The organism is Streptococcus sp. HMSC072G04 (assembly GCF_001813295.1).
GTDB lineage: Bacteria > Bacillota > Bacilli > Lactobacillales > Streptococcaceae > Streptococcus.
In genome coordinates this window covers 20,866-32,885 of record NZ_KV812036.1, presented here as the reverse complement: position 1 = coordinate 32,885, position 12,020 = coordinate 20,866, and the positions used below count along the sequence as shown (strand labels likewise).

12 protein-coding genes are annotated in these 12,020 nt (G+C 44.5%); all 12 read right to left on the bottom strand.

From position 1 onward, the window contains the following. Nucleotides 1–129 precede the first annotated feature (129 nt). Nucleotides 130–597: an SsrA-binding protein SmpB gene (smpB, locus tag HMPREF2904_RS08155; protein ID WP_070661774.1), complete on the bottom strand. Its 468-nt coding sequence runs from the start codon at nucleotides 595–597 to the stop codon at nucleotides 130–132. Beyond that, nucleotides 560–2,920 (bottom strand): ribonuclease R, encoded by a 2,361-nt coding sequence (rnr, locus tag HMPREF2904_RS08150; protein WP_070661771.1) that lies wholly within the window; start codon nucleotides 2,918–2,920, stop codon nucleotides 560–562. Before rnr ends, smpB begins: the two co-directional genes overlap by 38 nt. A gap of 96 nt (nucleotides 2,921–3,016) precedes the next feature. Further along, entirely contained in the window at nucleotides 3,017–3,250 is a 234-nt protein-coding gene (gene secG / locus HMPREF2904_RS08145) for a preprotein translocase subunit SecG (RefSeq protein ID WP_003008189.1), read from the bottom strand. Nucleotides 3,251–3,291: 41 nt separating this feature from the next. Beyond that, complete coding sequence (rpmG, locus tag HMPREF2904_RS11170; RefSeq protein WP_003005699.1) at nucleotides 3,292–3,441, bottom strand: 50S ribosomal protein L33; 150 nt, start codon at nucleotides 3,439–3,441, stop codon at nucleotides 3,292–3,294. Continuing rightward, a complete protein-coding gene (locus HMPREF2904_RS08140) occupies nucleotides 3,431–4,630 on the bottom strand; it encodes a multidrug efflux MFS transporter (protein WP_305366828.1) in 1,200 nt (399 codons plus the stop codon). The genes rpmG and HMPREF2904_RS08140 overlap by 11 nt, the downstream gene beginning before the upstream one ends. A gap of 16 nt (nucleotides 4,631–4,646) precedes the next feature. After that, complete coding sequence (coaE, locus tag HMPREF2904_RS08135) at nucleotides 4,647–5,243, bottom strand: dephospho-CoA kinase (RefSeq protein WP_070661765.1); 597 nt, start codon at nucleotides 5,241–5,243, stop codon at nucleotides 4,647–4,649. Next, the gene (gene mutM / locus HMPREF2904_RS08130) at nucleotides 5,244–6,068 is read right to left on the bottom strand and encodes a DNA-formamidopyrimidine glycosylase (protein WP_070661762.1); all 825 of its coding nucleotides are present in this window, start codon (nucleotides 6,066–6,068) and stop codon (nucleotides 5,244–5,246) included. A gap of 48 nt (nucleotides 6,069–6,116) precedes the next feature. Continuing rightward, nucleotides 6,117–7,016 carry a GTPase Era gene (gene era / locus HMPREF2904_RS08125; protein ID WP_070661759.1) on the bottom strand — a complete coding sequence of 300 codons (900 nt, stop codon included), beginning with the start codon at nucleotides 7,014–7,016 and terminating at the stop codon, nucleotides 6,117–6,119. A gap of 29 nt (nucleotides 7,017–7,045) precedes the next feature. Further along, nucleotides 7,046–7,444 (bottom strand): diacylglycerol kinase family protein, encoded by a 399-nt coding sequence (locus HMPREF2904_RS08120; RefSeq protein WP_003008202.1) that lies wholly within the window; start codon nucleotides 7,442–7,444, stop codon nucleotides 7,046–7,048. Then, entirely contained in the window at nucleotides 7,425–7,922 is a 498-nt protein-coding gene (ybeY, locus tag HMPREF2904_RS08115; RefSeq protein ID WP_003005431.1) for an rRNA maturation RNase YbeY, read from the bottom strand. Before ybeY ends, HMPREF2904_RS08120 begins: the two co-directional genes overlap by 20 nt. A gap of 427 nt (nucleotides 7,923–8,349) precedes the next feature. Further along, nucleotides 8,350–10,086, bottom strand: coding sequence for a tetracycline efflux ABC transporter Tet(46) subunit B (gene tetB(46), locus HMPREF2904_RS08110; RefSeq protein ID WP_070661756.1), 1,737 nt, complete (start codon nucleotides 10,084–10,086; stop codon nucleotides 8,350–8,352). A gap of 1 nt (nucleotide 10,087) precedes the next feature. Beyond that, entirely contained in the window at nucleotides 10,088–11,812 is a 1,725-nt protein-coding gene (gene tetA(46) / locus HMPREF2904_RS08105; protein ID WP_070661753.1) for a tetracycline efflux ABC transporter Tet(46) subunit A, read from the bottom strand. Between the last annotated feature and the right edge of the window lie 208 nt (nucleotides 11,813–12,020).

Genomic DNA, 12,020 nt, shown 5'->3' with positions numbered 1-12,020 from the left:
GCCTAAGAAAAGCAACTATACCAACACCCTAATTTTAGTATATAATATAAGCAATCATTTTGCAAGCGATTACAAGCAGAAACCATAAAAAAGACAGATCTGAAACAAGTTTCAAAACTGCCTTTTTCTTTAACGTGTATTGTATTGTTTCATGACCCGTGCAATATCCCGGTTTTGTTCCCGACGTTTGATAGATTCACGCTTGTCATAATCATGTTTCCCTTTAGCGAGCCCCAAAAGCAATTTGGCATAGCCGTCCTTGAGATAGACCTTCAAAGGCACCAAGGTCATTCCGGTCCCTTTGGTGTCTTGGTCCAGCTTTTGGATTTGCTTTTTATGAAGAAGGAGCTTGCGACGACGGTCTGGGTCTTGGTTCCAGATATTCCCTTCCTCGTAAGGGGAAATGTGGACATTGCTAAGCCAAACTTCGCCATTTTTTACTTGTGCAAAGCCATCTTTCAAGTTAATGCGTGCTGCACGGACACTTTTGATCTCTGTCCCCGTCAACACCATCCCTGCTTCAATCGTATCCACGATGGTGTAGTCATGTCTCGCCTTTTTATTTTGCGCGACTACCTTTCCTTCGCCCTTTGCCATGTTTGGCTCCTTTCTTTGCTACTTCCTTGTAAAATGGTTTCTTCCCTTTTTTCTTTTTGGTTTTAGAGGAAGAATCTTTCCGCTTGTCATCTTTTCTAGCGGTTGATCCCTTAGAAACTTTTTTGTCCTTGCGTCTGCGATCCCTGTGGTTGCCACCTCGGTCACGTCCTTTAGACTTGAGGCCTTTTTCGACGACATCCCATTCACTTGGAATATAAGAGAAATCAATCTCTCCTGTCATCTTGTCGGCTCTTTCTACCTTGATCCGGATTTGCTGACCGACACGGAAGGTCACTCCTGATTTTTCTCCGCGAAGGGTTAGATCTCGTTCGTTAAAATGGTAGAATTCAGGAAGATTGGTAATATGGATCAAACCTTCAACCGTATTTGGCAACTCCACAAAGAGGCCAAATTTCACCACACTGGAAACCACAGCATCGTACTCTTCTCCAACATAGTCTTCCATGTATTCAGCCTTCTTCATGGCTTCTACTTCGCGCTCTGCATCAATAGCTCGGCGTTCTCGACTAGAGGATTGGCTGGCAATGTCTGGAAGGACTTGTTCAAAGTGTTCAGCTACTTCTTGGGATTTCCCATATTCGCGCACCATTCGATGAACCATCAGGTCCGGATACCGACGGATGGGACTGGTAAAGTGGGTATAATACTCAGCAGCAAGCCCATAGTGGCCATGGTTGTGCTCTGAGTAACGGGCCTGTTGCATCGAGCGCAACAACATCATCGAAAGGACATCTGCATAGGGTTCTCCTTCAACCTTGCGCATAATTTCTTGCAGGGCTTCTTGGCTCATCTCACTAGCCGTTCCGTAGATCTGGATCCCAAAGCTAGAAGCATAATCGATAAACTTCTGTACTTTTTCTGCTTTCGGATCTTCGTGGATCCGGTAGATGAACGGCAGCTTCAGTCGCGTAAAGTGTTCCGCTACCGTTTCATTGGCAATCAACATAAAGGACTCAATCATCCGCTCGGCAATCCCTCTTTGACGCAAAACGATATCAACTGGTTTTCCTTCTTTATTGACCAAGATTTTAGCCTCATTGGTATCAAAATTAAGGGCTCCGCGGCGAATCCGCATGCTTTCTAAAATGCCATGCAAGGTGGCCATTTGATGAATACTTGGGACAATTTTCTTAAAGGTTTGAGCCTTTTCTTCGTCGCCTGCTAAGATATCATTGACGTCGCTATAGGTCATTCGGAAGGTTGTATTGATCACTGTTTGGGTAATGGTATGCTTGACAACCTTGCCATGAGGATCAATCTCCATGATGGCAGACTGGGTCAGGCGATCCACATTCGGATTCAAAGAACAGATCCCATTGGACAGACGCTCGGGCAACATGGGTACTACTCGGTCGGTCACATAGACAGAGGTAGCACGATTTAGAGCTTCCTTGTCGAGTGCTGAACCTTCTGTAACATAATAAGAAACATCTGCGATGTGAACCCCCAGCTCAAAGTTGCCGTTCTTGAGTAGCTTGATATGGACTGCATCGTCCAAGTCTTTGGCATCTGCCCCATCAATCGTAAAGGTAATCTCCTCTCGCAGATCCAATCGCCCCTCTAAATCCTTTTTAGACGGTGCATCTGGAACCTGTTCAGCCTCTTTCAGCACTTCTTCTGGAAATTCTGAGACAATGTCCATGGATTCTAACACTTCCAAGACATCGATTCCTGGATCTGTTACATGACCGACCACATCCCGCACGGTTGCCACAAAATAATTGTGCTTGCGGCTCGGGTATTGATCTATTTCGACCTTGAGGATTTCGGTCCCTTCCAATTGGATGGCTGGCTTCTTCACATAGATCAACTGGCTGATCTTTTGATTTTTCGAACGAATGTAGCCGGCATATTTAGGTTTTTCCTCATCCAGAACGATTTGTCCAACCACCGTTTTGATGCTATGCTCCAGAACATCAATAATTTTGGCTTCTGCTGCCGTTCCCTTGTTTCGGTCTGCTACCTTGGTAATGACGATCTCAACGGTGTCACCATCGATAGCGTGGTTGACATCATTTCGGCCAACAAAGAGGTCCTCTTCTTCGCCCTCTAAACTGACAAAGCCAAAGCCATTTTTATGGGCATGAAAGATCCCCTTGAGCGTAATGGCCGGGGCCTTCTTTTGAGCCAAACGAAGAGAGCCATCATCTTCGAATTTCAACTCATGGCGGCGTTCCATCATAGAGATGGTCTTGACCAAGTCACGGAAATCCTTTGACCCTTCTTTTCCTAGAGCTGCTGCTAGATCATTGATCTGGACTTTGTCATGCTCTTGTAAATATTCTTTAATACTTGTTTTCATTGATTTATTTGCTGGTTATCCAGCCTCCTTTTTTCTATCTACTTGTGTCTTTGTTTTGCAAAATAAAAATAGGCAAAGACAATGTCTGAGCCTATCTTATCTACTAGAAAGTACCATTAAGATCATCGCGATCAATAACCAAAAGAAGATCATAATAGCTGTTAAACGCTGCATCACGGCTTCAAACCCGCGCGCTTTTGAACGTTCAAACAAGTCATTTGAGCTTGCGTCAAAGACGTTGCTCGATTGGTTTTTTGTTGGTTGCATAAAAATTGCGATAATAATCAATACTGATAATACTAGTAAAATAGTTGTTAATGCTCCGCTCATATTCAAAACTCCTTAAAATCTTCACTATTATACCATGAAAATCATTTTGATTCAATATGTAAGGTTACTTTTCTTTCCTTGGGACAATACTTCAAGACCTCGATCTTTTCAGGATGGGTTTTGGTATTTTTACTGGTCAAATAATTCTGACTCCCACAGCTGGTGCAGGTCAATTGAACTTTAATTCGCACGTACGTCTCTCACTTTCAAATACTTTCTAAATAAGAATAAGAGGAACATCAAATCGGTAAAAGCCAAAAGGGCTGTACCGTAAAATACCCAATGATAGCCAAAATGCATGAAAATACTCGACCCCATCATTGGCCCTAATACACCACCTAAGTAATAAAAGAGCTGGTTGTAGCTAAAGATCCGAGAGATCCCTTCAGGAGGGGTTAAACGATTCAATAATGCAGAAACTCCAGGTAGTAGGGCTCCTGTCCCGATCCCAAAGAGGAAGCGTAAAATCCCTAATTGAAGGGGTGATTGCGCTTGGGCACAAAGAATATAGAGACAGCCACTATAGAGAAGGGCGATTAATAAGAGTCGGTGATTCCCGATTCGGTCTCCGAGTTTTCCCATCCAACCTGAAAAGAGCATACTGGAGACTCCCATAGCCGAAACAATCATCCCTGATACAAAGATCAGGTTATCTCTTTGTCCCAAAGCCCGCACATAAAGAGGCAGGATCGGAGAAATAGATTGGGCGATCATTTGAATGGTCATGCTGGTCAAAAAGAGTCCCAAGAGGATATCTTTTTGCTGAATGGACATGAGTAACTCCCAGCTGGATTTTTGTTCTTCTTTTGGAAGGGGTTCGTACTCTTCCTCAATACCCCAGAAGGTTAAGAGGGAAACCAAAAATAAGAAGAAGCCGACCAAGAGAAAGACATTGCGCATTCCCAGATTTTCAGCAATGAGTCCTCCAATCAAAGGCCCCATCAAGGTTCCAGCCACGACACCGGTCGACAAGGTCCCTAGGGCATAGCCGGATTGGTCCTTGGGAACTTGACTGGCAATCAAGGCTGTACTATTAGGGACAAAGCCTGAAAAGACCCCATTGAGCAAACGCAGGACCAAGAGCCAAAAGACAGAAGGGACAAAGGCAATGCCTCCCATGGTCAGCGTCATGGCAATGGAAGCTCTAAGCATCATAGGTTTTCGACCATAGCGGTCGGCCAGGCTCCCCCAGATGGGGGACATGATCGCAGAAGTCACAGAAGAACTCGCGACGGCAATCCCAGCATAAAGGGGAACAGCCTTACCCGTAACACCCAACTCTTCCACAAAGAGGGCCATAAAAGGGACGACTAAAGAAAGGCTGGCTCCGATGAAAAAGCACCCGATCCAGGCAATATATAGATTTTTACGCCAATTGATTTCTCTTGTGATAAAATCATCTTCTTTCTAATTGTTGTAGGGCTGCATCTAATTGGGCATAGAGGGCAGCAAGATCGTCATTATTGTCTAAGACCAGATCTGCATGGGCTCTTTTTTCATCTAGCGGCATTTGAGACGCAATGCGTTCTTGGGCCTGCAGTTCTGATAAGTGGTTGCGTTCCACCAGGCGTTTGAGCTGGGTTTCTTTTGATACAGCTACCAACCAGACAGATTCAAACCACTCTTCATAGCCTTGTTCAATTAAGAGTGGAATATCCATAAAAAAGATATCGGATTGTGCAGCTTGTCTATCTCTTACCTCTGCTAGAGCCTCACGAATAAGCCTGCCTTGTACGCGATTGGACCAGTTTCTTTCACTAGGATTTGAAAAGATCCGCTGACCTAAAGCGACGCGGTCCAGCTCTCCTTCTTTGGTAAGGATCTCTCTCCCAAAATGATCTACTAGGACACGGTAGAGAGCTCCTCCTGGTGCTTGCAAGTCATGGACCACTCGATCAGCATCAATAACCGGATAGCCTTTTTCTCTCAAATAGGAGGTGACAGTGGACTTTCCTGAAGCAATCCCTCCTGTTAATCCAATGATTCTCGCCATCTAGTTCTCCTTTTGGCAGTGAGGGCAAAAATGGGTTCCACGTCCCCCCAGCTGAATTTTCTCAATCGGCGTCCCGCAGCGCAAACAAGGCTGGCCTGTTTTCCCATAGACCTGGTGTTCTTCCTGCATGGTGCCATCTTCTCCAAAAGCATTGCTGTAGGAGCGAATGGTGGAGCCACCCTTTTCAACAGCTTGAGCAAGCACAGCAATCGTTTCTTTGCGGATTACTTTGGCTTCTCTAGCAGTCAAGCTTTGACCCAAACGGGCTGGATGAACCTTGGCTCGATAAAGGACCTCATCCACATAGATATTGCCCAAACCAGCTACTAATTTTTGGTCTAAAAGAGCTGATTTAATGGGTTTCTTTGATTTTTTAAGAGCTGCTTGGAAGGCTGGTGCTTTAAAATCCGCTTCCGTCGGCTCTGGACCAATTTTTTTCGCCAAAAAATAGCTGTCGACAAGCTCAGGTACTAGGACTTCCATGGTCCCAAACTTGCGGACATCTTCATAGACCAGGGTGCTACCATCTGTAAAATGAAAGAAGACATGGGCATGCTTGCGAAGAGGAACCTCGTCTGGATAAAAGAAATACTTGCCTTCCATCCGCAAATGCGAGATGAGGACCAGATCCGTCAGATAAAATAAAAGGTATTTCCCACGGCGCCCCATGACCCGAATTTCTTGGCCTGGGAGATCTTGACGAAAAGTATCCAGATCCGTCTGAATCATCTTTGGATACTTTACTTCCACGGACTGGATGGTTTTCCCAAGAATTAATTTCTCAAGACCGCGTCGAACCGTCTCTACTTCTGGTAATTCAGGCATAGCTTCTCCTTCTCTAAAAACAAGAAGCAGGCTTCTGCCCACCTCTTCTTAATATTCTTTTTCGTTGTATCCGAAATCAGCTAGGTCTAATTTCTTATCCCGCCAATTTTTCTTGACCTTGACCCAGGTTTCTAGGAAGACCTTGTCCCCTAGCATGAGCTCGATATCCTTACGCGCAAGGGTTCCAATCTTCTTGAGCATGGCGCCACCTTTTCCGATGACAATCCCTTTTTGGCTATCGCGCTCGACCATGATGGTTGCACGGATATGAACCTTATCTGTCTCCTCATCCCGCTTCATAGAATCCACGACTACTGCAACAGAGTGGGGAATTTCTTCCCGCGTCAAATGCAAGACCTTTTCACGGATCATTTCAGAGACCAAGAAGCGCTCTGGGTGGTCAGTGATTTGGTCAGCAGGGAAATATTGGAACCCTTCTTCTAAGTTTTCACTTAAAATATCAATCAAACGCGAAACATTGTTTCCTTGAAGGGCTGAAATCGGCACGATTTCCTTGAAATCCATCTGACTACGGAAGTCATCGATTTGCGCCAAGAGTTGGTCAGGGTGCACCTTGTCGATCTTGTTGACCACCAGAATAACCGGCACCTTAGCAGCCTTGAGACGCTCGATGATCATGTCATCGCCCTTTCCACGTGGATTATCTGCTGGCACCATAAAGAGAACGGTATCCACTTCTCGAAGGGTGCTATAGGCCGACTCCACCATGAAGTCTCCAAGCGCTGTCTTTGGTTTGTGAATCCCTGGGGTATCGATAAAGACGATCTGTTCCTTATCCGTCGTATAAATCCCCATAATCTTATTGCGCGTTGTCTGCGCCTTGTCACTCATGATGGCAATTTTTTGCCCCATGACGTGGTTCAAAAACGTTGACTTCCCAACATTGGGACGTCCTAAAATGGCTACAAAGCCTGATTTAAATGTCATATTATCCTTTCACGAGGGCATACTCCCTCTTATCCAAATACCAAGGCCCAGAATTTGGGCACAAAAATCACCAGTCCTGTTAGTAGGGCAAAGCCTGATACGACGAGGACTGCTCCAGCTGCCATGTCTTTGGCATTCTTTGCCAACATGGAGAAATGGTAGTTACTCGCTAAATCCACCACATTTTCAATGGCTGAATTCATAATTTCAAAAGCAATCACCAAGGTGATGCTGAGCAATAAAAAGAGCCATTCTGTCGCAGAAATCCTAAATACCAAACCAGCAAGAATTGCTACAAGGGCTGATAAGGCATGCTTGCGCATATTGCGCTCTTCCTTGATCGCAGTGAAAATTCCTGTTATCGCAAACTCCAGGCTTGAAGTGAAGTCCCGATTTTTCCATTTTCTCTTATTGTCTTGTGAGTCCATAGGCTGTCAAAATCTCTTCCTGTAAGCCAAACATTTCCTTTTCTTCTTCCGGCGTATAGTGATCATAGCCATTGATGTGAAGAAAACCATGCACTGCTAAAAATCCCATTTCGCGCTCAAAGCTATGGCCATATTCTTCGGCTTGCTCCCGCGCCTTGTCAATTGAAATAAAGAGCTCACCAATATAGGTATCGAATTCAGCCATCATCTCTGCCAATTCTGGATTTTCTGCAAGGTCTTCCTCATCAAAAGAAATCTCCATCTCTGGCTTGTATTCTAAACTGATGACATCCGTCGGACGATCCGTATCACGGTATTCAAGATTTAGTTCATGACTGCGTTCATTGGTTACAAAAGTCACAGCCATTTCCTTGTCTTCTTTCCCAATTTTTTGAGCAGCAAATTCTAAAATTTCTTGCGTTTGTTTTAAGATTTCGTCAGAGACTTGACCAGTCTCATCTACCATTTCAATATACATCTGGATCACCTCACTATTATCACTTTATTATATCACAAAAACCAGCCTATATACTAGATACAGGCTGGTTTAAAATATAGATCCGCAGTTTTTCATATCAAAATATCAAGAAAGATATAATAATTTTTATTTTTTTGATCATTCAAGACACTAATAAAACTTTCCGCCGTGAGAAAAGTGCTTGAAACAGTACTGTTTCAAGCACTCGGGAGTTTTGAGACTTTAGGCTCAAAACTAAGTCATGGAACTTCCTGGATTGCTGAAATCATCCACTGGATAATTTCACCTAATGTCCGTAATTACATAAGGAAAGTTTCTAAGAATCTTTTATCCCAGATATTAACCAGCTTATATCTAAAATATAGTCTGTTTATTACAAAGATAAATTAGCTAGGGATTTTCCTCGTCTTAAACAGTGGAACTCATCTTACACCACTGTTTGCTGGATGGCATTCATCTGGGCATAGATCCCGCCTTGTGCGACTAGTTCCTCGTGTCTACCAAGCTCCACAATGCGTCCTTCAGATAAGACTAAGATCTGATCCGCGTCTTGGATAGTGGACAAGCGATGGGCAATGATAAAGGTGGTCCGGCCCTTTTGCAGGACTGCCATAGCCTTCTGGATGATTTCTTCTGTTTCCGTATCAATGTGAGAGGTTGCCTCATCCAAAATCAGAATTTGCGGATTCATATAGAGCGTCCGCGCAAAGGAAATCAATTGGCGCTCACCACTTGAAAAGGCGGATCCTTTTTCTACGACTGGATGGTCGATTCCCTTTTCAAGGCGCTCTACAAAGGGCCAAGCCCCGACTTTTTTCAGCGCATCTTGGACCGCCTCCCGATCAATGTGATCCTGACTCATGGCCACATTACTAGCAATAGTCCCTGTAAATAGATAAGGATCCTGCAGAACAATCCCCATGTGGCTTCGCAGGCTCTCACGAGAAACTTGGCGAATATCTTGACCATCGATCAAAATCGCTCCTTCTTGAGGATCATAAAAACGATAGAGTAGATTCATAATGGAAGACTTACCCGATCCAGTATGACCCACAAGAGCAATGGTTTGACCTGGACTAGCCTGAAAGGCAATATCCCGCAGAACTGGCTTGTCTTCTTCATAGGCAAATTGAACGTCGTCAAACACGACTTGAGCTTTTTCTATCTTCAGTTTCGATGCACCATCGGCCTCCAACGGTTGGTCTAAGAAAGCAAGGACACGGCTCCCCGTTTCTAAGGATCGCCGAATATTTGGGAATTGACGACTAAGATTGGCCATGAGATCAAATAGATTAATCACATAGTTAATATTGATAAATAAGAAACCAGCCGTCACACCGATATTACCCTGTAGGAAAGAAATCCCAGCGATAGTCAAAATGCCTGCAATCACTAAAAACTTGAGCAATTCCGTCAAGGTCCAAGAAGCAATAGAATCGGCTAAGAGGATTCGATCATTGGCTCCTAACATCTTCTGGGTAGTGGCTTCAAACTCCTCCACCACACCAGGCTCTTGATGATAGAGCTGAATCATACTGGCACCGTGCAAGAGTTCATTGACCTGGGTATTGACCTCGCTTCTCGCATCAAAGAAATCCTTCATAGGCTGGTCCGTCATGACCTTGTAGAGATACTGGATCCCATAGAAAATCGGAAAGACCAAACACAAGAGAAGGCCCATCATAGGACTCAGGTAAAAGAGAATACCTAGGATAAAAAGAAAGCGTACCAAATAGATGACTAAAATCATACAAGAGTTATAAAACTGGGTCCGCAAGGTCTCCGTATCATTGACAATTCTTGTCGCGATCTTCCCAGCCGGCTTATCATCAAAATAAGAAATAGGCAGCCCTTGCATGACTTGAAAGGCTTGATCTCTCAGATTAGCGGTTACTTGATTACTTCCATGTAGCAAGATCCGATTGCCCATGTAGCTTATCAGCTGCCCTAGGCTCAAGACCAAGAGATAAAATCCTCCCATCTGAAGCAAGTCACCTTGCCCGCCACCATGGGTCAGTGCGGTCAAAGGGCCATCGATCATCTTTTGGAGAAGAAAGGGAGACAATTCAGAAAAAATGGTGGCTAGTAAGAGGCAAATAAAGCCAGCAAGAAAGACAGTTGGATAAAGCGTGATCCTCGATAATAATCGTTTTAAAACTTTCATCTTATTCTCCTTCCTGTTTTTGTTGCCGTTGGTATTGTTCATAATACCAGCCTTCTTGAGCCAATAAATCACTAGCCCTACCTTCTTCTACAATACGACCTTGATCCAAGACGATGATCCAATCAGCCTGATGAACAGCCGACAAGCGATGGGAAACAATGATGGTCGTCTTGTCTTTTCGTTCCTTTTGAATCGTGTCAATAATGGCCTGTTCAGTCTTAGCATCCACTGCAGAAAGAGAATCATCTAACAGCAAGAGCTCTGCATCTCTTAAGAAGGCACGCGCCAAAGAGATCCGCTGTTTTTGACCTCCTGATACAGAGACCCCTTTCTCACCGATCAGGGTGTCCATTCCCTGAGACATCCGCTCGAGATCATCCGCAAAAGCAGCTTGGGCTACTGCTTCCACCAAGTCTTCTTGGCTGGCTCCTTTTTTACCAAGCGCTATATTCTCACGGATAGACTTGGAGAATAAAATATGTTCTTGGGAAACATAACCAATTTTTTCTTCGATGGAGTGTCGGTTGTAGTCCACGATCGGTTGCTGGTTGATCAAAAACTCTCCCTCACCAACTGGGTACTGCCGCAAGAATTGTCGAACCAAGCTTGTCTTTCCTGCTCCGGTACGACCAACAATTCCAACCGTCTGTCCTCGCTGGATAGTCCAATCAATGCCTGATAGGCTCTTTCGCTCAGCACCAGGATAGCTGAAAGAATAGTCCTTAAACTGCACCAAATCAATCTGCTCTAGGTAATGAGGACCATCTGACTCCAGATCATCCGTTTCATCAATCACTTCTTTTAATTTTTTATAGGACATTTGCCCTGTCTGGTAGACCAAGATCAAGTCCGCCATCATCCACATAGGCTCAATTAAAAAGACCAAATACAGCTGTAAAGCCAATAATTTGCCAAGGCTCAACTGTCCGCTTGCCAGGGACTGGCCTCCAAATAGCAGGAGCAAGACTGTCGAGAATCCAATAAACAACAGGGCTAAAGGTCCAAAAGAATACTGGATAGAGGCAATTTTATCCCCTGTTTTGGATAGACTGGCCGTTTTTTTCTGAAACTGTTTGACCTGCTGGTCCCGTCTACTATAGGCCCGCATGACACGGATCCCTTCGATCGACTCCAAGACTTCATCATTCAACTGAGCGACCGCTTCCCGGTTTTGCTCAACATACTCCTCCTGCTTTCTACTCAAAAAATAGGTAGAGACGACGAGGAAGATCATGGGAATAAAGGAAATCAAGGTTAATTGCCAAGAAATGAAAAACATGGTCGGAATAATAAAGGCAAACAAGCCACCGCCAAACAGGAGCACCATCATCCCGTAACCAGCCATATCAGCCATCCCATCCACATCTGTCGTAAAGCGCGTCAAGAGATCCCCTGAACGGAATTTCTCAAAAAACGGACGCCGCATAGCTACTAGCTTACGAAACGCTTGTCCCTGAAGGGTCGCCTTGAAATGGACTGACGACTGAAAAAGTCGCAACTGCCAATAAAAAGCCGTCAGGTAATTGAGGATGGCTGATCCTACCAAGAGGACCATATCCCATACAAAGTTGGATTGCGTCAGCGTCTGCTGACTCAAATGATCCACTAAACGCTGGATAACTTGCGTCGGGATCAATAAAGTGTAATCATAAAGGATCAGGACCATAGCGATCTTCACATATCGCCACTTGCGCTCCCTGATATACTCCCAAATAGCTCTGATCATATATTCTCCTTTTCAAAATGGCACAGAAAAACCCAAGCAAGGAGCTGAGAGCAGTCTCAGTCCACACTTGGGCCTTCTGATACCTATCACCAATTCAGTTAAGGCAGGTAAAAATGCATACAAAAAACCCAAGACAGGCTCCTCCATCTTGGGTTCTATTTATAGTTTACATCGAACTCAACTGAGATTGGAGAAGCTGTGTATTCAA